Origin of the sequence: Mycolicibacter senuensis (assembly GCF_002101885.1) — a bacterium.
GTDB classification, from domain to species: domain Bacteria; phylum Actinomycetota; class Actinomycetes; order Mycobacteriales; family Mycobacteriaceae; genus Mycobacterium; species Mycobacterium senuense.
Genome location: NZ_LQPS01000020.1, coordinates 86,476 through 109,034, shown reverse-complemented (window position 1 = coordinate 109,034; position 22,559 = coordinate 86,476). Strand labels below are relative to the sequence as shown.

Genomic DNA, 22,559 nt, shown 5'->3' with positions numbered 1-22,559 from the left:
CGGCCGGTGGTGCCGGTTGGACGGGTACCGATGGTGCGGCCGGCACCGGCTCGGGCGGCCACGGCGGCCATGGGGTGGCCGGCGGCAACGCCGGTAACGGCGGCGCCGGTGGTGACGGTTCGTCGTTCGTCGGGATCGGTGGCAACGGCGGCGCCGGTGGTGTCGGCGGTGCCGGCGGCAACGGCGGCGATGGCGTCACGGGTGCGGCCGGCACGTTCGACAACAGCGGGACCGGTGATGGGGTTGTTGGTGGTAACGGCGGCGACGGCGCCGTCGGTGGCAAGGGTGGTGTCGGTGGTGCGGCCGGTATCGGCGGCTCGGCCAACGGCGCGCTGGGTGGCGATGGCGATGGCGGCGCGGGCGGCAACGGCGGGCTCGGCGGCGACGGCGGTGCCGGCGCCAACGGGCTAGCGGCGAACGCCAACGCCGGCAGCGGTGGCGCGGGCGGCAACGGCGGTGCCGCCGCTACCGGTGGTGCAGCCGGTGGTGTCACCGGTAACACCGGTGCTCACGGAACTGCGGGTGCCGCTGGTAACGGCGGTGTCGGTGGTGCTGGTCTGGACGGGATCGATGGCACCGAGCAAGACCCCGACGGCACGGCCGGCGGCGCCGGCGGCGCCGGTGGCAACGGTGGTCTGGGTGGCTTCGATGTTGACGGCACGCAGGCCGCGACCGGTAATGGCGGCGCCGGCGGTGCCGGTGGCGCCGGTGGCAACGGCTTCGATGGTGCCAATGGCGCGGTTCCGGGCGCTGCGGGTACCAATGCCGGCAATGGTGGTGCCGGTGGTGCGGGCGGTGTCGGCGGTACCGGCACGCAGGCCGGCGCGCATGGTGTCGGTGGTGTGGGCGGCAATGGCGGCAATGGCGGCAATGGCGCCGACGGTGGTGATGGTGCGGATGGCGACGCTGAGCACCAAGCGGGCTACGCCGGCCAGGATGGCGGCGCCGGCGGCAACGCGGGTATCGGTGGTGCCGGCGGGTACAGCGGTGACGGCAGCTACGCGGCCGCAGGTACCGGTGGTGTTGGCGGTGTCGGTGGAGACGGCGGCGGCGGTGGTGCCGGCCTGGCGGGTGTGAATGGCATCGCGGGTTCCGTTGATGGCACCGCCGGCGGCGATGGCGGTGTCGGCGGCAACGGTGGCGCGGGTGGCCTGAACTCCGACGGTTCACAGGCCGCGACCGGCGACGGTGGCGCCGGTGGTGCCGGCGGCGCCGGCGGCAACGGATTCAATGGCATCCACGGCGCGGCTCCGGGTGCTGATGGCACCGACGCCGGCAATGGTGGTGCCGGCGGCAACGGCGGCGTCGGTGGCACCGGCGCTACCACCGGTGCCCATGGCACCGGCGGCAACGGCGGCAATGGTGGCAACGGTGGTCACGGAGCCGACGGTGGTGATGGTGCCCACGGCGATGCCGAGCACGTGGACGGTCACGCCGGCCAGGACGGCGGGGACGGCGGCAACGCCGGCACGGGTGGTGCCGGTGGGGCTAGCGGAAACGGCGATTTCGCGGCCGCAGGCGCCGATGGTGTCGCCGGTGCCGGCGGTAACGGCGGTATCGGTGGTACCGGGCTGGACGGGGTCAATGGCACCGCGCAGGATCCCGATGGAACCGCCGGTGGGACCGGCGGCGCCGGCGGCAAGGGTGGTGCGGGCGGCTTCAACGTTGACGGCTCGCAGGCCACCACCGGCAACGGTGGTGCCGGTGGCGCCGGTGGGCGCGGCGGTAACGGCATCAACGGTGCCAACGGCGACGAGCCAGGGGCCGACGGCACTCGCGGCGGCAACGGCGGCGCCGGCGGGGCGGGCGGCGTCGGCGGCTCCGGCACCCAGGCCGGTGCTCACGGTGTCGGCGGCGTCGGCGGCAACGCCGGCAACGGCGGCAATGGCGCCGACGGCGGCAACGGTGCGGCCGGTGACATCGGACACCAAGCGGGATATGCCGGCCAAGACGGCGGCAACGGCGGCGACGCCGGCAAGGGTGGCGCAGGTGGCGACAGTGGCAACGGCACCTACGCCGCAGACGGCAGTGACGGCCAGGCCGGTGTCGGCGGTAACGGTGGTGCCGGTGGTGCCGGCCTAGCTGGTGTCAACGGCACCGCGCAGGACCCCGACGGCACGGCTGGTGGGGCCGGCGGTGTCGGTGGCAACGGTGGCCTGGGTGGTTTCAACGTTGACGGCACGCAGGCCGCGACCGGTAACGGTGGCGCCGGTGGCGTGGGTGGCGCCGGCGGCAACGGCCTCAACGGTGCCAACGGTGCCGCGCCGGGCGCAGCCGGCACCAACGCCGGCAATGGCGGTGCCGGCGGTGCGGGCGGTGTCGGCGGTACCGGCACGCAGGCCGGCGCTCACGGTGTCGGTGGTGTCGGCGGCAACGGCGGCAATGGCGGCAATGGCGCCGACGGTGGAAACGGCGCTGCCGGAGACGCTGGGCATGTCGATGGCTACGCCGGCCAGCACGGTGGCGCCGGCGGCAACGCCGGTAAGGGCGGTGCCGGCGGCGACAGCGGTAATGGCAGCTACGCGGCCGCAGGTACCGGTGGTGTTGGCGGTGTCGGTGGAGACGGCGGCGCCGGTGGCGCCGGCCTGGCAGGTGTCAATGGCATCGCGGGTTCCGTTGATGGCACCACGGGTGGCAACGGTGGTGTCGGCGGCAACGGCGGCGCGGGTGGCCTGAACTCCGACGGTTCACAGGCCGCGACCGGCGACGGTGGCAATGGCGGCGCCGGCGGAACTGGCGGTAACGGATTCAACGGCACTAACGGCACTACTCCGGGCGCCGATGGCGCCGACGCCGGCAATGGCGGCGGCGGCGGTAATGGCGGTGTCGGTGGCACGGGCGCCAACAACGGTGCTCATGGCTCCGGCGGTGCCGGTGGCAACGGTGGTAACGGTGGCCACGGAGCCAATGGCGCCAACGGCGCCAACGGCGACGCCGACCACATGGACGGCTACGCCGGTGAGGCCGGCGGTGACGGAGGCGCTGGCGGTGCGGGCGGTGCTGGCGGATCCAGCGGCGGCGGCAACTACGCCTCCAACGGCGGCGACGGTGCCGGCGGCTACGGCGGCAACGGTGGCGTCGGAGGTAACGCCTTCCACGGTGCTGACGGCAGCGAAGGCAACCCTGACGGTGTCGCCGGTGGTAACGGCGGCGTCGGCGGCGCGGGCGGCAACGGTGGCACCGGCGGCGGTACGACCGGCATCGGTGGAAATGCCGGCGACGGTGGCGGCGGCGGCAAGGCCGGTAACGGCGGCGCCGGTGCGAACGGAACGGCAGACAACCCCGACGGCGGCAACGGCGGACAAGGCGGAAACGTCGGTGTCGGCGGGGCGGGCGGTACCGGCGGCGCGGGTGGAACAACCGGCGCCAACGGCAATGCGGGTACTTCGCCCACCAGTGGCGGCAACGGTGGTAAGGGCGGTGCCGGTTACGACGCCGCGAGCGATCCGGGCGCTGCGCCGGGTACGGCCGGTGGCAACGGTGGTGCCGGTGGCGCCGCCGGCGACCACGGCAACGGCGGCGCGGGCGGCAAGGGCGGTAACGGTGCCGCCGGTACCGATGGTGCCGACAGCACCGGTGTGGGCATTGATGGTTCTGGCGGTACTGCCGGTGGTGCTGGTGGCACCGGTGGCGCTGGTGGTGCTGGCGGATCCGTGGTCGGGTCTGGTGGCGCCGGCGGCTCGGGCGGTAACGGTGGCGATGGTGGCGCCGGTGGTGCGGGCTTTGACGGTGCTGATGCGACCGTTCCCGGCGGTCACGGTGGTGCCGGCAGCGACGGTGGCGATGGCGGTGCCGGTGGCGCGGCCGGTTCTGGTGGTGCCGGCGGCACTGCGAGCAATGGTGCCGCGGGCACTAACGGCAACGGCGGTTCGGGCGGCGCGGGCGGTGACGCGGGCGCCGCAGGTAACGGTGGCGATGGTGCCGCCGGCGATGCGTCCAACCCCCATGGCGGTCAGGGCGGTCAGGGTGGCGACACCGGCACGGTCGGTGCCGGTGGAGCCGGCGGTCAGGCCGGCAGTGGCGGCGCATCCGGCACAGGCAACGCCGGCGCCAACGGGGCCGACGGCGATGCGCCGCTCAGCGGCAACGGCGGTGCCGGTGGTGCTGGCTACGACGCGGCCGGTGACCCGGGTGCCGCGCCGGGTACGGCCGGTGGCAATGGCGGTGCCGGTGGTGCGGCCGGTGATCACGGCAATGGTGGTGTCGGTGGTAACGGCGGTAACGGTGCCGCGGGTATCGATGGTGCCGACAGCACCGGTGTGGGCATTGATGGTTCTGGCGGTACTGCCGGTGGTGCTGGTGGCACCGGTGGCGCTGGTGGTGCTGGCGGATCCGTGGTCGGGTCTGGTGGCGCCGGCGGCTCGGGCGGTAACGGTGGCGATGGTGGCGCCGGTGGTGCGGGCTTTGACGGTGCTGATGCGACCGTTCCCGGCGGTCACGGTGGTGCCGGCAGCGACGGTGGCGATGGCGGTGCCGGTGGCGCGGCCGGTTCTGGTGGTGCCGGCGGCACTGCGAGCAATGGTGCTGCGGGTGGCAACGGCAATGGCGGCGAGGGCGGGCAGGGCGGTGACGCCGGCGCGGCCGGTAACGGCGGGCAGGGTGCCGACGGCGACGCGTCCAATCCCCATGGTGGTCAGGGTGGTCGCGGTGGCGACACCGGCACGGTCGGTGCCGGCGGTGCGGGCGGTCAGGCTGGCAGCGGAGGCGCATCCGGTACCGGTAACGCCGGTGCGGACGGCGCCGACGGCGCCGACGCACCGCCCAGCGGTAACGGTGGTGCCGGTGGTGACGGCTACACCTCGGTGGATGGTTCCGTCGACGGCGGCAACGGTGGCGCCGGCGGTGACGGGGGTATCAACGGCAGCGGCGGTCACGCCGGCAATGGCGGCGACGGCAACAACGGCGGCGCCGGCGGGGCCGGCGGTAACGCGGGCAACAACGGCGACGGCGGCAACGCCGGCAATGGCGGTGCGGGAAGCCAGACCGGTTCGGGCGGCAAGGGCGGTTCCGGTGGTGACGGCGGTGCCGAGACCGGCGATGGCGGCAATGGCGGTCACGGCGGCAAGGGCGGCGTGACGGGCGGCGACGGCGGCGCCGGCGGTAACGCCGGAGCGGTCGGTGACGGCGGTAACGCCGGTAACGGCGGCGACGGCATCATCGGCCGCGACGGCGACCACGGCAGCGTTCCCGGCGAAGCCGGTGGTGCTGGTGAGGCTGGTGGTTCCGGCGGCGCTGGTGGCGCCGGTGGTGCTGGTGGCTCGACGTCGGGTGACGGTGGCGCTGGTGGTGCTGGTGGTTCCGGTGCAGCCGGCGGTGCCGGTGGCGATGGCGCTACCGGTGTGGACGGGACGTTCGCCGACGGCGGTGACGGCAACGGCGGTACCGGTGGTGCGGCCGGTGCTGGTGGCAAGGGCGGAGATGGTGGTGCCGGTGGTGCCGGCGGGTCGGCCACCAACGGCAGTGCCGGTGACCAGGGCACGGGTGGCAACGCCGCTGATGGTGGTGACGCGGGTAAGGCCGGCGACGGTGGTAACGGTGCGACCGGGACTGCGGCTAACCCGACCGGTGGTACCGGTGGCGACGGTGGTGGTCTGGCCAACGGTGGTGCCGGTGGTAGCGGTGGTGCCGGCTCGTCGGCGGGTGCTGATGGTGCGGCCGGTAGTGACTCCGATGCTCATGGTGCGCAGGGCAATGGCGGTAACGGTGGCGCCGGCTATGACGCGGCCAGTGACCCGGCTGCGGCCTCGGGTGCCAACGGTGGCGATGGTGGTGCCGGCGGTAACGGCAGCGCGATCGGCAACGGTGGTGCTGGTGGTGCCGGTGGTAACGGCAAGGCTGGCGACCGCGGCACCGACGGCGCCGCTGACTCCGGTGAAGCCGGTGGTGCTGGTGACGCTGGTGGTTCCGGCGGCGCTGGTGGCGCCGGTGGTGCTGGTGGCTCGACGTCGGGTGACGGTGGCGCTGGTGGTGCTGGTGGTTCCGGTGCAGCCGGCGGTGCCGGTGGCGATGGCGCTACCGGTGTGGACGGGACGTTCGCCGACGGCGGTGACGGCAACGGCGGTACCGGTGGTGCGGCCGGTGCTGGTGGCAAGGGCGGAGATGGTGGTGCCGGTGGTGCCGGCGGGTCGGCCACCAACGGCAGTGCCGGTGACCAGGGCACGGGTGGCAACGCCGCTGATGGTGGTGACGCGGGTAAGGCCGGCGACGGTGGTAACGGTGCGACCGGGACTGCGGCTAACCCGACCGGTGGTACCGGTGGCGACGGTGGTGGTCTGGCCAACGGTGGTGCCGGTGGTAGCGGTGGTGCCGGCTCGTCGGCGGGTGCTGATGGTGCGGCCGGTAGTGACTCCGATGCTCATGGTGCGCAGGGCAATGGCGGTAACGGTGGCGCCGGCTATGACGCGGCCAGTGACCCGGCTGCGGCCTCGGGTGCCAACGGTGGCGATGGTGGTGCCGGCGGTAACGGCAGCGCGATCGGCAACGGTGGCGCCGGTGGTGCCGGTGGTCGGGGTGCTGATGGTGCTGGCGGTGTCACCGATGGTTCCGGTAACGGCACCGATGGTGCTGATGCGGGTGCTGGTGGCGCTGGTGGGGCCGGCGGTCAGGGCGGTTCGCTGTCCGGTGATGGCGGTGTCGGTGGTGCCGGCGGCGCTGGCGGTACCGGCGGTGCTGGTGGCTCTGGGCTGTCGGGCTCGACGGGGTCGGATGCGGCGGCCGGTAGTGGCGGCGACGGCTCTGATGGTGGCGACGGTGGCGATGGCGGCCACGGTGGTGCTGGTGGCCACGGTGGTGCTGGTGGCGCTGGTGGTTCGGCGACCAATGGCAGTGCCGGTGGCCAGGGTGTTGGCGGTGTTGGTGGCGACGGTGGTGCTGCTGGTGGCGCGGGCAACGGCGGCGACGGTGGTGCTGGTGCCGGCGGTGGCAATGGTGCGACTGCGGGTAGCGGTGGTGCCGGTGGTGACGGTGGCGAGCGCGGTACTGCTGGTGCTGGTGGCCAGGGTGGTAGCGGTGCCGGTGGCGCGGCTGCTGATGGCCAGCAGGGCGCTGATGCTGACGGCACCGGTAACGGCGGTAACGGCGGCCAGGGCGGCAACGGCGAAGGTCTGACCGGTCAAGCCGGCGGTGACGGTGGTGTGGGCGGCAACGCCGGGACGGTCGGCGACGGTGGTGCTGGTGGTGCCGGTGGTCGGGGTGCTGATGGTGCTGGCGGTGTCACCGATGGTTCCGGTAACGGCACCGATGGTGCTGATGCGGGTGCTGGTGGCGCTGGTGGGGCCGGCGGTCAGGGCGGTTCGCTGTCCGGTGATGGCGGTGTCGGTGGTGCCGGCGGCGCTGGCGGTACCGGCGGTGCTGGTGGCTCTGGGCTGTCGGGCTCGACGGGGTCGGATGCGGCGGCCGGTAGTGGCGGCGACGGCTCTGATGGTGGCGACGGTGGCGATGGCGGCCACGGTGGTGCTGGTGGCCACGGTGGTGCTGGTGGCGCTGGTGGTTCGGCGACCAATGGCAGTGCCGGTGGTCAGGGTGTTGGCGGTGTTGGTGGCGACGGTGGTGCTGCTGGTGGCGCGGGCAACGGCGGCGACGGTGGTGCCGGTGCCGGCGGTGGCAATGGTGCGACTGCGGGTAGCGGTGGTGCCGGTGGTGACGGTGGCGAGCGCGGTACGGCTGGTGCTGGTGGCCAGGGTGGTAGCGGTGCCGGTGGCGCGGCTGCTGATGGCCAGCAGGGCGCTGATGCTGACGGCACCGGTAACGGCGGTAACGGCGGCAAGGGCGGCAACGGTCAAGCCCAGACCGGTCAAGCCGGCGGTGACGGTGGCCAAGGCGGCGACGCCGGACCCGACGGCGACGGCGGGAAGGGCGGCGACGGCGGGGCCGGTGGTCAAGGTACGACAGGTGGCACCTCGCCTGACTTCGGTGGACCGGGCTACGTCGGCGGCGTCGGCGGCGTCGGCGGCGCTGGCGGCGACGGCGGCTCGGGCGGTTGGAACTCGGGCGACGGTGGCGCCGGCGGCCATGGCGGCGTCGGGGGGACCGGCGGACGTGGCGGCCCGGGCCAGAGCGGTGAGACCGGCGATCCCGGCGGGGGCCAGGGCCACCAGGGCGGCCCCGGCGGCGGCGGCGGTATCGGCGCTGACGGCGGTGCCGGCGGCAACGGTGGCACGGCGGCCAACGGCAACACCGGTGCCGGCGGTAACGGCGGTGACGGCGGTGGCGCCGGCACCGGCGGCGGCGGTGGCACCGGTGGTACCGGCGGCCAGGGAACCGAAGACCACCCCAGCGGTGGCCAGGGCGGCCCCGGTGGCGAGGGCGGTGCCGCCGGCACCATCGGCGGTAAGGGCGGCGCTGGAGGTACCGGTGGCCCGAACGGCCAGGACGGTTCTGATGGTGGCGCCGGCAAGGGCGGCAGCATGGGCCACCCCGGCGCGTACGGCGCGAACTACTGATCGAGGTTCGAACCCTCGACAGCGAGCAGTACCGGGAGACCCCGCACGCATGGCGTGCGGGGCCTCACGGCCATCGATAGCCGCTGATAGGGGCGTGTCCGGCAGCGGTCAGGTCATCGACGCGAGATGAAACGCCGCCCAGATCACGGTTGCCGGCGACGAAAGAGACGAGCGACCATGGCGGCAGGCAGCCGCCAATCGGCTTTTGGTGCTCCTACGGTTCGCAGATGACGACCGGAATCTCCCGGTCGGTCCAGGCGCGGTAGTTGACGAAGTCCGGGTACATCGCGTCGAGCTTGGGCCAGTAAGCGGCCCGCTCCGACTCGTCGGCGTCACGGGCGCGCAGCCGCAGCACCTCGTTGCGGATCCGGAACGAGACCTGCGGATTGGCCTTGAGGTTCAGATACCACATCGGGTTGGTGGCACGTCCGCCTTGGGACGCCACCAGGATCACCCGGTCGCCTTCCCGCAGGAACAGCAGCGGGGATTCCCGTGGCTGCCCGGTCTTGCGCCCGACGGTGGTGAGGATGCCGACGTCGGGAACGTCGTCGCCGAAGCGCTTGGTGCCCATCCGCCACTTGCCGCCGACCCGGCCGCCGGTGGCCTTGTAGGCCCAGGTGTTGGCCCGCGACATCCACTTGATGATGGTGCCGGTGACCGGCGAGTCCAGCGACTTCGGCTTCTCCGGTGTGCTCACGTCCGCAACCCTACTGAATGAACGGCTTGATCCCGGCCCGGATGTGGTGAATCGTCGCGGTGCCGTCGGGACTGCCGGCCGGAATGACGAACACCTCGTCGACGTGCGCGCACACCCGTCGTCCGAACAGCGACGGCTTGGTGATGATGTCGTAGACCGCCCGCACCTCATCACCGTCGATGCTGTACTCCGGCAGCGTGGCGGCTGCGATCAACCGAAACTGCGGGCCACGATTCAAGCTGCGGCGCAAGTGATTTCCCGAGAACCCGGTCTTGAGTCCCACTTCGACTCGGGTGCAGTCCGGACTGAACCGGACCGCAGTGGCGTCGTGGCTGACCAGCGCGTCGATGTAGGCCTGCGCCGCTGCGATGCGGTCGGCCTCCGAGACGGGCTTTGAAAGAGGCTGAGACACCGCGGCCACTAGATCCGCTCGATGATGGTGCCGGTGGACAGCGCCCCGCCCGCGCACATGGTGATCAGCGCGGTCGAGGAGTCGGTGCGCTCCAGCTCGTGCAGCGCGGTGGTGATCAGCCGGCTGCCGGTGGAGCCCACCGGGTGACCCAGCGCGATCGCCCCGCCGTTGACGTTGACCCGGTCCATGTCCGGGTTGTGCACCGCCGCCCAGGACAACACCACCGATGCGAACGCCTCGTTGATCTCGACCAGATCGATGTCACCCATCTTCATCCCGGCCTTCTCCAGCACCTTCGCGGTGGACTGCACCGGGCCGTCGAGGTGGTAGTAGGTCTCGGCGCCCACCAGGGCCTGGCTGACGATCCGGGCCCGCGGCTTGAAGCCGAGGGCTTTCGCTTTGTCTTCGTCCATCCAGAGCACCGCAGCCGCGCCGTCGGAGATCTGTGAGCTGGTCCCGGCAGTGTGGATACCGCCCTCGATCACCGGGTTCAGCTTGGCCAGGCCCTCGGCCGTGGTGTCGCGCAGACCCTGATCGCGGCTGACCATGTTCAGCTCGGCGGTGGGCTGCTTGTTCTCGTCGATCACCGGCGCCTCGATCGGGGAGATCTCCCGGTCGAAGCGGCCCTCGGCCCAGGCCTGCTTGGCCCGTTGCTGCGAGCGCAGCCCGAATGCGTCGACATCGGCCCGGGTGATACCCCGGCGCTTGGCGATCCGCTCGGCGGCCTCGAACTGGTTGGGCAGATCGATGTCCCAAGATGCGGCGCGAGCACCGCCGCCGTTCTCGCCCAGGCCGACCCGGCTCATCGCCTCGATGCCGCAGGCGATGCCGATGTCGATGGCGCCGGCAGCGATCAGCCCGGCGATCAGATGGTTGGCCTGCTGCGCGCTGCCGCACTGGCAGTCCACGGTGGTGGCGCCGACCTGCTCGGGCAGCCCGGCGATCAGCCAGGACTGCCGGGTTACGTTGTTGCCCTGCTCGCCGAACTGGGTGACGCAGCCGCCGATGACCTGCTCGACGCTGCCCGGCTCGATCCCGGCCTTGGTGACCAGTGCCTTCTGCACCGCTCCGAGCAGTTCAGTGGCGTGCAGACCCGACAGCCAGCCGTTACGTTTACCGATGGGGCTGCGAGTGGCTTCGACGATGACAGGATTACCCATGCGGCCAGGCTAGAACACGTTTCATTAGTCTGACAAGCGACGATGCGAACAGCCCTTTGGTCTATGGTGAGCCCATGTTTTACTGCTACTAGAACGCGTTGCATTTAGGAGTCCACCGATGTCGAGTATCAAACTGCCGCCGGGATTCGACTTCACCGACCCGGAGATCTATGCGGAGCGACTCCCCGACGCCGAGTTCGCCCAGGTGCGGGACGCTGCGCCGATCAGCTGGATCGATCAGCCCGACGACCGCAGCGGTGGTTTCAAAGACGGCGGCTACTGGGCGATCACCAGCCACCACGACGTCAAAGAGGTATCCCGGCTCGACGAGGTGTTCTCCAGCGAGATCAACGGAGCCATCCCGCGCTACAACGACGACATCGAGCGGGAGAACATCGACGTCGGGCGGCTGCTGATGCTCAATCAGGACGCGCCCCGCCACACCCGGCTACGCCGGATCGTCTCGCGCGGCTTCACCCCGCGCCACATCCTGCCGCTGCACGACGACTTGGAACAGCGGGCGCAGAACATCGCCAAGGAGGCGCTGGCCCGCGGCACCGGAGACTTCGTGGTGGAGGTGGCCTCCGAATTGCCGCTGCAGGCGATCGCCGGCCTGATGGGGGTGCCGCTGGAGGACCGCGGCAAGTTGTTCAACTGGACCAACCAGATGACTTCGTACGACGATCCCGAGTACGCCCACTACGACCCGAAGACATCGTCGATGGAGATCATCTCCTACGGGCTGCAACTGGCCGAGATGAAGCGGCACAACCCCGGCCACGACATCGTGACGACGCTGATCGAGGCCGACATCGACGGCGAGAAACTCAACGACGACGAGCTGGGCTTCTTCATCATCCTGCTGGCGGTGGCCGGATCCGAGACGACCCGCAACTCGATCACCCAGGGCATGATGGCCTTCACCGAGTTCCCCGAGCAGTGGGAACTGTTCTGCAACGAGCGCCCGGAGACCACCGCCGACGAGGTGGTGCGCTGGGCCACCCCGGTGACGTCTTTCCAGCGCACCGCGACCCGCGACTACGAGCTGTCCGGGGTGCAGATCAAGAAGGGCCAGCGGGTGGTGATGTTCTACCGCGCCGCCAACTTCGACCCCGAGGTGTTCGACAACCCGCAGCAGTTCAACATCCTGCGCGACCCCAACCCGCACGTCGGCTTCGGTGGCACCGGGGCGCATTACTGCATCGGCACCCATCTGGCCCGGATGTCGGTGAACCTGATGTTCAACGCCATCGCCGACCACATCCCCGACCTCAAGCCGTTGGACAAGCCGGACCGGCTGAAGTCGGGTTGGCTCAACGGCATCAAGCATTGGCGGGTCGACTACACCGGCAAGTCCGCCTGAAACACCGAACGAAACTACGGAGGCTAGTTCCAGCATGTCCACACTTCCCCCAGGATCACTTCCGCCCGGATTCGACTTCCTCAACCCCGACCTCATCGTCGAGGGCATCCCCGAGGAGGAGTTCGCGCAGCTGCGCAGGACCGCGCCGGTCTGTTGGATCGAGCAGGCGCCCGGCAAGGGCGGTGGCTTCAACGACGGCGGCTACTGGGCGGTCACCAAGCTCGCCGACGTCAAAGAGGTGTCGCTGCGCAGCGACGTCTTCTCCAGCTATGAGAACTGCGTGATCCCGCGCTTCGAAGACGACATGCAGCGGGAGAACATCGAGGTTCAGCGGTTCGTGATGCTCAACATGGACGCCCCGCACCATACCCGGCTCCGCCGGATCATCTCCCGGGGCTTCACCCCGCGCGCCATCGGACGGTTGCGCGACGAACTCCACGAGCGGGCGCAGGCGATCGTCAAGGCGGCCGCCGAGGCCGGCTCCGGGGACTTCGTCGAACAGGTGTCGTGCGAGCTGCCGCTGCAGGCGATCGCCGGACTGCTCGGCGTGCCGCAGGAAGACCGCGACAAGCTGTTCCAGTGGTCCAACGAGATGACCGGCAGCGAGGACCCGGAATACGCTGACATCGACCCGCAGGCATCCTCTTTCGAGCTGATCACCTACGCCATGCAATTGGCGGCGGCCAAGGCGGAGAACCCCGGCGAAGACATCGTCACCACGCTGATCAACGCCGACATCGACGGCGAGAAGCTCTCTGACGACGAGTTCGGCTTCTTCGTGGTGATGCTGGCGGTGGCGGGCAACGAGACCACCCGCAACTCGATCACCCACGGCATGATCGCGTTCTCCGAGCACCCGGAGCAGTGGGAGTTGTTCAAGAAGGAACGCCCGGCCACCACCGCCGACGAGATCGTGCGGTGGGCCTCCCCGGTGATCTGCTTCCAGCGCACCGCGCTCGAGGACTACGAGTTGTCCGGCGCGCAGATCAAGAAGGGTCAGCGGGTGGTGATGTTCTACCGCTCGGCCAACTTCGACGAGGACGCTTTCGACGATCCGTTCAGCTTCAACATCCTGCGTGACCCGAACCCGCACGTCGGCTTCGGTGGCACCGGGGCGCACTACTGCATCGGCACCCACTTGGCTCGGTTGACCATCGACCTGATCTTCAACGCGGTCGCCGACCACGTGCCGGATCTCGCGCCGCTGGCCAAGCCGGAACGGCTGCGGTCGGGATGGCTCAACGGCATCAAGCACTGGCAGATGGACTACACCGGCAAATGCCCGGTGGCCCACTAGGTTTAAGGAGATTCGGTGGACTTCAGTCCAGATCCGGAACAGCAGGCGGTTGCCGACGTCGTCACGTCGGTGCTCGACCGGGACAACAGCTGGGAGGCGCTGGCCGCCGGCGGGGTGACTGCGCTCGCGGTGCCGGAGCGGCTCGGCGGTGACGGCGTGGGCCTGTCGGAGGTGGCCACCGCGCTCACCGAGATCGGCCGGCACGGGACCGTCAGCCCGGCACTGGCCACCCTCGGATTCGCTCTGGTGCCGCTGCTGGAACTGGCCACCGAGGCCCACCAGGACCGCTACCTGGCCGGCGTGGCCAAGGGCGCGGTGCTGACTGCCGCGCTCGACGAGCCGGCCGCCGCGCTGCCCGAGCAGCCGGCGGTCACGCTGGCCGGCAACCGGTTGTCCGGCACCAAGATCGGTGTGCCCTATGCCGAGCAAGCCGAGTGGATGCTGGTCACCGCGGATTCCGGGGTCGCGGTGATCTCGCCGAAGGCGGCCGGAGTGCGGTTGACGAAGACCCCGACCGCCAACCGCAGCGACGAGTACGTGGTCGTCTTCGACGACGCCGAGGCCGACGCCGTACTGGACGGCGCCTCGGTGCACCGGGTCAACCAGTTGGCGCTGGCCATGATCGGCGCCTACGCCTCCGGGCTGGTCGCCGGCGCACTGCGGCTGACCGCCGACTACGTCGGCAGCCGTGAGCAATTCGGCCGGCCGCTGTCGACGTTCCAGACGGTGGCCGCGCAACTCTCGGAGGTCTATATCGTCTCGCGCACCATCACACTGGCGGCGACGTCGGTGGTGTGGCGGCTGGCCAACGGCCTCGACGCCGACGACGACCTCGGGGTGCTCGGGTACTGGATCACCTCGCAGGCGCCGCCGGTGATGCAACTCTGCCACCACCTGCACGGCGGGATGGGCATGGACGTCGACTATCCGATGGACCGCTACTACTCCACGATCAAGGACCTCAACCGCCTGCTGGGCGGCCGGTCGCATCGTCTCGACCTGGTGGGAGCCTCATGTTCGTCGATCTGACCCCCGAGCAGCGCAAGCTGCAAGCCGAATTGCGGGAATACTTCGCCAACCTGATCACGCCCGATGAGGAAAAGGCGATGGCCTCCGACCGGCACAACCAGGCCTACCGCGACGTGATCCGCCGGATGGGCCGCGACGGCAAGCTCGGCGTCGGCTGGCCCAAGGAGTTCGGCGGCCTGGGCTTCGGGCCGATCGAGCAGCAGATCTTCGTCAACGAGGCGCAGCGCGCCGACATCCCGCTGCCGGCCGTGACGCTGCAGACCGTCGGCCCCACCCTGCAGGTGTATGGCAACGAGGCGCAGAAGAAGAAGTTCCTGCCCGCCATCCTGGCGGGGGAGGTGCATTTCGCGATCGGCTACACCGAACCGGAGGCCGGCACCGACCTGGCGTCGTTGCGCAGCACCGCGGTTCGTGACGGCGACCATTACATCGTGAACGGCCAGAAGGTGTTCACCACCGGCGCGCACGACGCCGACTACATCTGGCTGGCGGTGCGCACCGATCCCACGGCGGTGAAACACAAAGGGATTTCGATCCTGATCGTCGACACCAAGGACCCCGGTTACTCGTGGACGCCGATGATCCTGTCTGACGGGGCGCATCACACCAACGCGACCTACTACAACGACGTTCGGGTGCCCGCCGACATGCTGGTGGGCGAGGAGAACGGCGGCTGGCGGCTGATCACCACCCAGCTCAACAACGAGCGGGTGATGCTGGGCCCGGCCGGCCGGTTCGGCGCCATCTACGACAAGGTGCACGCCTGGGCCACCAAACCCGGCGGCGACGGGGTGACCCCGATCAGCCACGACGCGGTCAAGCGCGGACTCGGCGAGATCCACGCCATGTTCCGTATCAACGAGCTGCTCAACTGGCAGGTCGCCGCGGCCGGCGAGATCATCGACGTCGCCGACGCGGCGGCCACGAAGGTCTTCGGCACCGAGCGGATCCAGTACGCCGGTCGGTTGGCCGAGGAGTTGGTCGGCTGCTACGGCAACCCGGCTGACGCGGCCACCGCCGAGCTGCTGCGCTGGCTGGATGTGCAGACCAAGCGCAACCTGGTCATCACGTTCGGCGGCGGGGTCAACGAGGTGATGCGGGAGATGATCGCGGCCTCGGGCCTGAAGGTTCCGCGGGTGCCCCGATGAGTCGAGGAGACAGATGAGCGACCTTTCCGCCGGGATCGAGCAGATACTGGCTTCCGGCCACAGCGCGCCGCGAACCGGCCGGGATCCGGTGAACCAGCCGATGATTCGGCACTGGGTTGACGCCATCGGCGACCAGAACCCGATCTACATCGACGAGGATGCCGCGCTTGCGGCCGGGCACCCGGGAATCGTCGCACCGCCGGCGATGATCCAGGTCTGGACGATGATGGGCCTGGGCGGCGAGCGTCCCGCCGACGACCCGCTCGGCAAGGTCATGGAACTGTTCGACGGCGCCGGCTACGTCGGGGTGGTGGCCACCAACTGTGAGCAGACCTACCATCGCTACCTGCGGCCCGGCGAGGAGGTCAGCGTCACCGCCGAGGTGACTGACATCGTCGGCCCCAAGCGGACGGGTCTGGGCGAGGGATACTTCATCACCCAGAAGATCCGCTGGTGGGTCGGCCAGGACGGTGACGGCGAATTGGTCGCCGACATGAACTGGCGCATCCTGAAGTTCCTGCCCGCCGAAAAGGAAAGCTCGCGCTCCTCAGCCGCGGTACCCGACGATCTCGACCCCACCAAGATGATGCGCCCGTCGTGGTCGAGGGACTCCCAATACTTCTGGGACGGGGTGGCCGCCCATGAGCTGCGGATCCAGCAACGCCCGGACGGCAGCCTGCAGCACCCCCCGGTGCCCGCGGTCTGGAAAGACAAGACCGAGACCACCGACTACGTCGTCGCTTCCGGCAACGGAACGGTGTTCAGCTTCGTGGTGCACCATGCCCCCAAAGTCCCCGGCCGCAGCGTGCCGTTCGTCATCGCGCTGGTCGAACTCGAGGAGGGCGTGCGGATGCTCGGTGAGCTTCGCGGCGTCGACGCCGCCGCCGTACGGATCGGAATGCCAGTCCGGGCAACCTATCTCGACTTCCCGGCCGGCGATGCCGGGCCGGCGTGGAGCCTGTACGCCTGGGAGCCAGTGGAAGGAGCCGGGGCATGAGCACTCCGACCGTCGAAGTCGGCACCAAGCTGCCGGAGCTGAAGATCTACGGTGACCCGACGTTCATCGTCTCCACCGCGATCGCCACCCGCGACTATCAGGACGTTCATCACGACCGGGACAAAGCCCAGGCCAAGGGCTCCAAGGACATCTTCGTCAATATCCTCACCGACACCGGTCTGGTGCAGCGCTACCTCACCGACTGGGCCGGATCCAACGCGCTGGTCCGCTCGATCGGGCTGCGGCTGGGCGTGCCGTGGTACGCATACGACACCGTCACCTTCTCCGGTGAAGTGACGGCGTTGGAAAACACAGCAGACGGACCTCTAATAACCGTAAAAGTCGTGGGCAACAACAGTCTTGGCGACCACGTCATCGCCACCGCCACACTCACTCTCGGGGAGCGTTGATGTCAGCCATGCTTTCGGCCAAAGCGGCTATCGCCGGAATCGGCGCGACCGACTTCTCCAAGGAATCCGGGCGCAGCGAACTGCGGCTGGCCGCCGAGGCGGTGCTCGACGCCCTTGACGACGCGGGCCTGAAGCCCGCCGACGTCGACGGCCTGGTCACCTTCACCATGGACTCCAACCTGGAGACCGCCGTCGCACGTGCCACCGGGATCGGCGAGCTGAAGTTCTTCTCCCAGATCGGCTATGGCGGGGGAGCGGCTGCGGCAACCGTGCAGCAGGCGGCCCTGGCGGTGGCCACCGGGGTCGCCGAGGTCGTCGTGGCCTACCGGGCGTTCAACGAGCGCTCGGAGTTCCGGTTCGGCCAAGTGATGACGGGGCTGACGGTGAACGCAGATTCGCGCGGCGTGGAGTACAGCTGGTCCTACCCGCACGGGCTGAGCACACCGGCGGCGTCGGTGGCGATGATCGCTCAGCGCTACATGCACGAATACGGCGCTACCAGTGCGGATTTCGGCGTGGTGTCGGTGGCCGATCGCAAGCATGCGGCGACCAACCCCAAAGCCCACTTCTACGGCAAGCCGATCACCATCGAGGATCACCAGAACTCGCGGTGGATCGCCGAGCCGCTGCGGCTGCTGGACTGCTGTCAGGAGACCGACGGCGGGGTGGCGATCGTGGTCACCACACCCGAGCGGGCCCGCGATCTCAAGCACCGACCGGCGGTGATCGAGGCGGCGGCCCAGGGCGCCGGGGCAGACCAGTTCACCATGTACTCCTACTACCGCGAGGAACTCGGGCTGCCCGAGATGGGTCTGGTGGGCAGGCAGTTGTGGGCGCAGTCCGGCTTGTCGCCGGCCGACATACAGACCGCGGTGCTCTATGACCACTTCACCCCGTACACGCTGATCCAGTTGGAGGAGTTGGGATTCTGCGGTAAGGGTGAAGCCAAGGACTTCATCGCCGGCGGTGCCATCGAGTTGGGCGGCCGGTTGCCGATCAACACCCACGGCGGGCAGCTCGGCGAGGCCTATGTGCACGGCATGAACGGCATCGCCGAGGGCGTGCGCCAGCTGCGCGGCACCTCGGTCAACCAGGTGCCGAACGTGGAGCATGTGCTGGTCACCGCCGGCACCGGCGTGCCTACCTCGGGGTTGATTCTGGGTTAGTCGGCCCGACACTGCGCACCGCGAACAGACGCTCGCGCAAGGAAATCAGGCGCCGGCGCCGTCGTTCCAGCTTTCGGGGAGCAGCGGAACCGTCGGTCCATGGCTGAAACCGTTGACCGTCAATGCGGTCATGCCCGCCGCGGCCCGTTCCCGCTTGGCGTGCGCGCTTGGGAATCCCCCGCTGCCGGCACCGCGGTCTGAGGCCTGCGCCGCTGTCTCGGATGGTTCGACGGCGACCTTCACGTCGGCGAATTCGTTGGCCTCGTCGCGTACGCGGCGACGCCGGCGGGCGCGGGTGCGATCCCGCTCGCGTGCCGCCGCCGCGGCCGACTCGGCTGCGTCATCCGGGTTGGGCGTCTTCGTGACTGCGCGGGTGCGGGACTTGGCGCTCGCTCGCCCGTGAGCACCGGCAGGCCCGATCACGTAGGGCGGGAAGAATCCCGGGCTTCCCCCGGCCGGCGGTGCCGCGGGCGGTGCCGCCGCGGGGGCTGCGCTGGTTGACGGTGTCGATATCGACGCGGTCGTGGTGGCCGCCGGTGCCGCCGGGGCAGTCGAAACGGTGGTGGACGCGCCTCCGGCGGCCGGCAACGCCGCGGTAATCGGTGCTGCGCCGAGGGCCACGGCCGGGGGCGGCTGAATGCCGGCCAGGCCGGCCAAGCCGGCCGCCCAGCCCAGATTCCCGATCGCCAGGACGAGAGCCGGCTGGATCAGCGCCGGGGCGAACTGGCTGAGTGTCGAGGCGATCTGTGAGGCGTGGAAGGTCAGATCAGCCATGATCCATGACAGGTCGGTCATGAACGCCCCCGGATTGGTGAGCAGGTCGTTCAGCAGCACTTCGCCGTAGTGGCCCAGTTCCGAGAAGAAGTCCGTCCACCACTCCGGGTCGGCCGGAGTCAGGCTGCCGTCGTGAATCCCGCCGTCGTGGTCGTGGTCGTGATCGTGATCGTGATCGTGGTCGTGGTCGTGGTCGTCGTGGGCTTCGTCATGTAGCAGGATCGGTGGCGCCGGCGCGGGTTGCGGGGCCGACGCCAGCGCCGCCCCGGAGACCGCTTCGTAGGTGGCCATGGTGGTGGCGGCTTGGATCCACATCCGTACGTAGTCGGCCTCGTTGAGCGCGATCGGGATGGTGTTGACACCGAAGAAATTGGTCGCCACCAGAACCCCGTGGATCGCGTGGTTGGCCGCCAACTCGGGCAGCGTCGGCATGGCCGCCAATGCGCTGACGTACGCCGTCGCCACCGTCTCGTGCTGCGCTGCCAACGCGGCGCTGTCGGCGCTGGCCGCGGACAACCACGCCAGGTAGGGCAGATGTGCGGCGGCGTACCGGTCGGCGGTGGGTCCCTGCCATGCCGCCGCCTGCGTGGCTCCGACCATCGCGCGCAGCTCTTCGGCGATCGCGCTGTACTCCAGGCTCAGCGAGGACCACGCGGCAGCGGCCGACAACAGCGGTCCCGGCCCCGGCCCGCTGCTCAGCGCCGCCGAATGCACCTCCGGTGGGGACGCTATCCAGACGGGAGCCGTCACAACGCCGCCCTCGCTTTCGGTTCACCGCGATTGGTTGCGTTTCGCGGTCCCGACAGACCTTAGCGAAGATGACAATCGTTTTCAATAACGGCGATCACGAAAATCTGCGGACCGGCCGTGGGGGCCACGGCGGGGCGCGACGTCAGCTGCGGATCGCGCGGGGAAGACGCCGCGGAACGGCGCTATCAGGCCGGAACCAGCTCCACGTCGCCCAGTACGGCGGCGTTGTCGCGGCCCGGGGCGACCACGTTGCCCACCAGCCGGTCGCCCGCTTTCCAGATGTGGGCCCGCAGCGTCTCTCCCGGGAAGACCACGCCGGCGAACCGCGCGCCGAAGGAACGCACCGCGCCGGCATCGCCGTCCAGGGCCGTGTCCACCACCGCCTTGCCGGTCATGCCGTAGGTGCACAGGCCGTGCAGAATCGGCCGCGGGAATCCAGCAGCCGCCGCAAATCCAGGGTCGGAATGCAACGGGTTGCGATCCCCGCAGAGCCGGTAGAGCAGCGCCTGCTGCGGCGCCGTCGGGATGTCGATCTCGAAATCCGGTGCGCGATCGGGCTGTTCGGTGGCGGTGGACGGTCCGCGTTCACCGCCGAAGCCGCCCTCGCCCCGGGCGAAGATGGACCGCTGTTGCGTCCACAGCGGGATGCCGTCGGTGCTGGTGACGTTCGTCTCGAGCACGACGACGGCCGCCTTGCCCTTGTCCCAGATGTCGACGATCCGGCTGACCGCGCGGGCGCTGCCGGACGGCGGCAGCGGCGCCGGCACGATGACCTTCTCGGATGCATGCAGGATCTTGGCCAGGTCGATCTCGACGCCCGGCCAGCTCACCTGGGGTGGGTCGACCTCGTTGAACGACGCCGCGACGCAGCCGAACGTCGGCAGCACCTGCGGGGTGCGGTCGACGACGTAGCTCAGCTCACGCGGATCCATCGGGTCCGAACCGGCGCCCAACCCCAGGTTGTAGAGCTGCACATTGGTTGCGTTCCAAGAGAACTCAACCTGACCGAACTCTGCGCCCAGGGCCACATCGAGATCGATTGCCATGCCTTAAGCCTTTCCTGCGATGTCGAGAGCGGCCAGGTAACCGAACGTCATCGCGGGCCCGATGGTGCCGCCGGGGCCGGGGTAGGTGTGGCCCATCACCGGGGCACTCACGTTGCCCGCCGCGTAGAGCCCCTCGATGACGCTGTTGTCGTCGCGCAGCGCCCGGCCGCGCACGTCGGTGCGGATTCCGCCCTTGGTGCCCAGGTCGCCGGGCACCATCTTGGCGGCGTAGAACGGCCCCTGGGCGATCTGGCCCAGGTTCGGGTTCGGCTTGTTGGTCGGGTCGCCGTAGTAGCGGTCATAGGCGCTCTCACCGCGGTGGAAGTCCTCGTCGACGCCGGCGCGGGCGAACTCGTTGAACCGTTCCACGGTCGCGGTCAATGCCGCCGCCGGCACGCCGGTCTTGGTCGCCAGCTCTTCCAGGGTGTCGGCCGAGACGATCACCCCCGACTCCAGCCACTTCTTCGGGATCCGTTGTCCGGGCTGCAATCCCGCGAAGATGTAGTTGTTGCGGTAGCGCTGGTCGAACACCAGCCAGGCCGGAATGTTCTCGCCGGGTCCCGGTCCCTGGCCGTATTGGCCGCCGTACATGTGGTGGCAGGCCTCGACATAAGGCATCGACTCGTTCATGAACCGCTTGCCGGCCATGTTGACGATGATCGATCCGGGGGAGTTGCGCTCCGAGAGCGCGAACCACGGTGCGTTCGGCAGCGGCACGGTCGGGCCCCACCAGGAGTCCTCCATGATGTCCAGCGCGGCACCCAGCTTCTCGCCGGCCAGGATGCCCTCGCCGGTGTTGGCCTTGGCGCCCACGGTCCACTCGGTGGTGATCGGCGCGCGCTGATACTTCACCCGCATCTGCTCGTTGTGCTCGAACCCGCCGCTGGCCAGAATGACCCCGCGCCGCGCCCGGATCAACCGCGGCTCAGTCTCCTCCGAAGCGTTGCTGTCGCGCACATACACGCCGCGCACCACGCCGTCGGAGACATAAAGGTCGGTGAGTGTGGTGTTGAGCTCAACCGGGACACCGGCGTCGCGCAGCCCGATCCGCAGTGGCGCGATCAGGGCGCGACCCATGCCCACCAGGTTCTTTCCGGTGGCCTGGGCCCACATGGTGCGGGCGCCGACCTTGAGGCTGCGCAGCACACCGCGGGGGTGGCGCTTGAGCTGGTTGAGCCGGACGTAGTCCTGCTGCATGACGACGACGTTCAGCGGCACCTTGCCGTACGGCGGTTCCAGACCTGCCATGTCGGCGCCGAGCTTCTTGGCGTTGAACGGCTTCGGCTCGATCGAGCGGCCGGTCGGCTTGCCGCCGGGCTGCTCGGGGTAGTAGTCGGCGTAATCGGGAACCCAGCACATCTTCAGCGGTGAGTTCTTCAGCACGAAGGAGAGCATCTCGGGACCGCGCTGCAGGTAGGTGTCGATCTTCTCGGCCGGAACCACGTCGCCGATGATCGTGTGCAGGTAGGTGCGGGCGGACTCGGCGTCGTCTTTGACGCCTGCCCGCTTGAGTACCTCGTTGTTGGGAACCCATACCCCGCCACCCGAGCGGGCGGTCGAACCGCCGTAATGGGCGGCCTTCTCGATGACTACGGTTGACAGTCCCTGGTGGGCGGCGGTGAGAGCGGCGACCATCCCGGCGCCGCCGCTTCCGACCACGACGACGTCGTACTCCTGTTCGGCCATGTAGAACACGTTATAGAATTGCCCCACCGGTGCGCCAGTTGGCTGGTGGCGTCGCCGGTCCGGCGCTCGGACGCCTGTGCTATTCCCTGCTGGTAACCGGCGGGACCGGCCAGGTCAGGTCAATTGAGCGCCCGGTAGAACGTGTTACAGTTTTGCTGACCTACTCACCTTTCGTTCGCGGCT

The 22,559-nt window shown here is 69.8% G+C and carries 14 protein-coding genes; 8 read left to right on the top strand and 6 right to left on the bottom strand.

Annotated features, from left to right (window positions below; all coding sequences use genetic code 11):
* Window positions 1–74 precede the first annotated feature (74 nt).
* The gene (locus AWC24_RS22365) at window positions 75–8,441 is read left to right on the top strand and encodes a PE family protein (protein WP_207568301.1); all 8,367 of its coding nucleotides are present in this window, start codon (window positions 75–77) and stop codon (window positions 8,439–8,441) included.
* A gap of 214 nt (window positions 8,442–8,655) precedes the next feature.
* Here AWC24_RS22365 and AWC24_RS04250 read toward each other — a convergent pair whose 3' ends face one another.
* From AWC24_RS04250 to AWC24_RS04240, 3 genes are all read right to left on the bottom strand, one after another.
* Window positions 8,656–9,075, bottom strand: coding sequence for a nitroreductase family deazaflavin-dependent oxidoreductase (locus tag AWC24_RS04250; protein WP_165757707.1), 420 nt, complete (start codon window positions 9,073–9,075; stop codon window positions 8,656–8,658).
* Window positions 9,076–9,148: 73 nt separating this feature from the next.
* Window positions 9,149–9,559, bottom strand: coding sequence for a DUF8021 domain-containing protein (locus AWC24_RS04245; protein ID WP_085082361.1), 411 nt, complete (start codon window positions 9,557–9,559; stop codon window positions 9,149–9,151).
* A complete protein-coding gene (locus AWC24_RS04240) occupies window positions 9,559–10,710 on the bottom strand; it encodes a steroid 3-ketoacyl-CoA thiolase (RefSeq protein WP_085082360.1) in 1,152 nt (383 codons plus the stop codon). Before AWC24_RS04240 ends, AWC24_RS04245 begins: the two co-directional genes overlap by 1 nt.
* A 118-nt stretch (window positions 10,711–10,828) precedes the next feature.
* Here AWC24_RS04240 and AWC24_RS04235 point away from each other — a divergent pair, with 118 nt between their 5' ends.
* Genes AWC24_RS04235 through ltp2 form a run of 7 tightly spaced genes read left to right on the top strand, consistent with a single transcriptional unit; the run spans window position 10,829 to window position 18,120 of the window.
* Window positions 10,829–12,073, top strand: a complete 1,245-nt coding sequence (locus tag AWC24_RS04235; RefSeq protein ID WP_085082359.1) for a cytochrome P450 — start codon at window positions 10,829–10,831, stop codon at window positions 12,071–12,073.
* A 34-nt stretch (window positions 12,074–12,107) separates the two neighbouring features.
* Window positions 12,108–13,370 (top strand): cytochrome P450, encoded by a 1,263-nt coding sequence (locus AWC24_RS04230; RefSeq protein WP_085082358.1) that lies wholly within the window; start codon window positions 12,108–12,110, stop codon window positions 13,368–13,370.
* 15 nt (window positions 13,371–13,385) lie between these two features.
* Window positions 13,386–14,399 (top strand): acyl-CoA dehydrogenase family protein, encoded by a 1,014-nt coding sequence (locus AWC24_RS04225; protein WP_085082357.1) that lies wholly within the window; start codon window positions 13,386–13,388, stop codon window positions 14,397–14,399.
* The gene (fadE29, locus tag AWC24_RS04220; RefSeq protein ID WP_085082356.1) at window positions 14,384–15,547 is read left to right on the top strand and encodes an acyl-CoA dehydrogenase FadE29; all 1,164 of its coding nucleotides are present in this window, start codon (window positions 14,384–14,386) and stop codon (window positions 15,545–15,547) included. Before AWC24_RS04225 ends, fadE29 begins: the two co-directional genes overlap by 16 nt.
* A 13-nt stretch (window positions 15,548–15,560) precedes the next feature.
* Window positions 15,561–16,544 carry a bifunctional MaoC family dehydratase N-terminal/OB-fold nucleic acid binding domain-containing protein gene (locus AWC24_RS04215; RefSeq protein ID WP_085082355.1) on the top strand — a complete coding sequence of 328 codons (984 nt, stop codon included), beginning with the start codon at window positions 15,561–15,563 and terminating at the stop codon, window positions 16,542–16,544.
* Complete coding sequence (locus AWC24_RS04210; protein ID WP_085082354.1) at window positions 16,541–16,954, top strand: MaoC family dehydratase; 414 nt, start codon at window positions 16,541–16,543, stop codon at window positions 16,952–16,954. The genes AWC24_RS04215 and AWC24_RS04210 overlap by 4 nt, the downstream gene beginning before the upstream one ends.
* Before the next feature lie 8 nt (window positions 16,955–16,962).
* Window positions 16,963–18,120, top strand: coding sequence for a 17-hydroxy-3-oxo-4-pregnene-20-carboxyl-CoA lyase (ltp2, locus tag AWC24_RS04205; protein WP_085082394.1), 1,158 nt, complete (start codon window positions 16,963–16,965; stop codon window positions 18,118–18,120).
* Between the two features lie 45 nt (window positions 18,121–18,165).
* On the opposite strand, the gene AWC24_RS04200 is transcribed toward ltp2, so the two are convergent.
* From AWC24_RS04200 to kstD, 3 genes are all read right to left on the bottom strand, one after another.
* Complete coding sequence (locus AWC24_RS04200) at window positions 18,166–19,644, bottom strand: PPE family protein (protein ID WP_109560319.1); 1,479 nt, start codon at window positions 19,642–19,644, stop codon at window positions 18,166–18,168.
* 185 nt (window positions 19,645–19,829) lie between these two features.
* Window positions 19,830–20,690 (bottom strand): enoyl-CoA hydratase ChsH3, encoded by an 861-nt coding sequence (gene chsH3, locus AWC24_RS04195; protein WP_085082350.1) that lies wholly within the window; start codon window positions 20,688–20,690, stop codon window positions 19,830–19,832.
* Between the two features lie 3 nt (window positions 20,691–20,693).
* Window positions 20,694–22,376, bottom strand: coding sequence for a 3-oxosteroid 1-dehydrogenase (kstD, locus tag AWC24_RS04190; RefSeq protein WP_085082392.1), 1,683 nt, complete (start codon window positions 22,374–22,376; stop codon window positions 20,694–20,696).
* Window positions 22,377–22,559: the final 183 nt, after the last annotated feature.

Coding starts and splice junctions, on each gene's coding strand:
- AWC24_RS04215 (WP_085082355.1), top strand. CDS start 15,561: ATGAGCGACCTTTCCGCCGGGATCGAGCAGATACTGGCTTCCGGCCAC.
- AWC24_RS04230 (WP_085082358.1), top strand. CDS start 12,108: ATGTCCACACTTCCCCCAGGATCACTTCCGCCCGGATTCGACTTCCTC.
- AWC24_RS04210 (WP_085082354.1), top strand. CDS start 16,541: ATGAGCACTCCGACCGTCGAAGTCGGCACCAAGCTGCCGGAGCTGAAG.
- ltp2 (WP_085082394.1), top strand. CDS start 16,963: ATGCTTTCGGCCAAAGCGGCTATCGCCGGAATCGGCGCGACCGACTTC.
- AWC24_RS04235 (WP_085082359.1), top strand. CDS start 10,829: ATGTCGAGTATCAAACTGCCGCCGGGATTCGACTTCACCGACCCGGAG.
- chsH3 (WP_085082350.1), bottom strand. CDS start 20,690: ATGGCAATCGATCTCGATGTGGCCCTGGGCGCAGAGTTCGGTCAGGTT.
- kstD (WP_085082392.1), bottom strand. CDS start 22,376: ATGGCCGAACAGGAGTACGACGTCGTCGTGGTCGGAAGCGGCGGCGCC.
- fadE29 (WP_085082356.1), top strand. CDS start 14,384: ATGTTCGTCGATCTGACCCCCGAGCAGCGCAAGCTGCAAGCCGAATTG.
- AWC24_RS04240 (WP_085082360.1), bottom strand. CDS start 10,710: ATGGGTAATCCTGTCATCGTCGAAGCCACTCGCAGCCCCATCGGTAAA.
- AWC24_RS04250 (WP_165757707.1), bottom strand. CDS start 9,075: ATGTCGCGGGCCAACACCTGGGCCTACAAGGCCACCGGCGGCCGGGTC.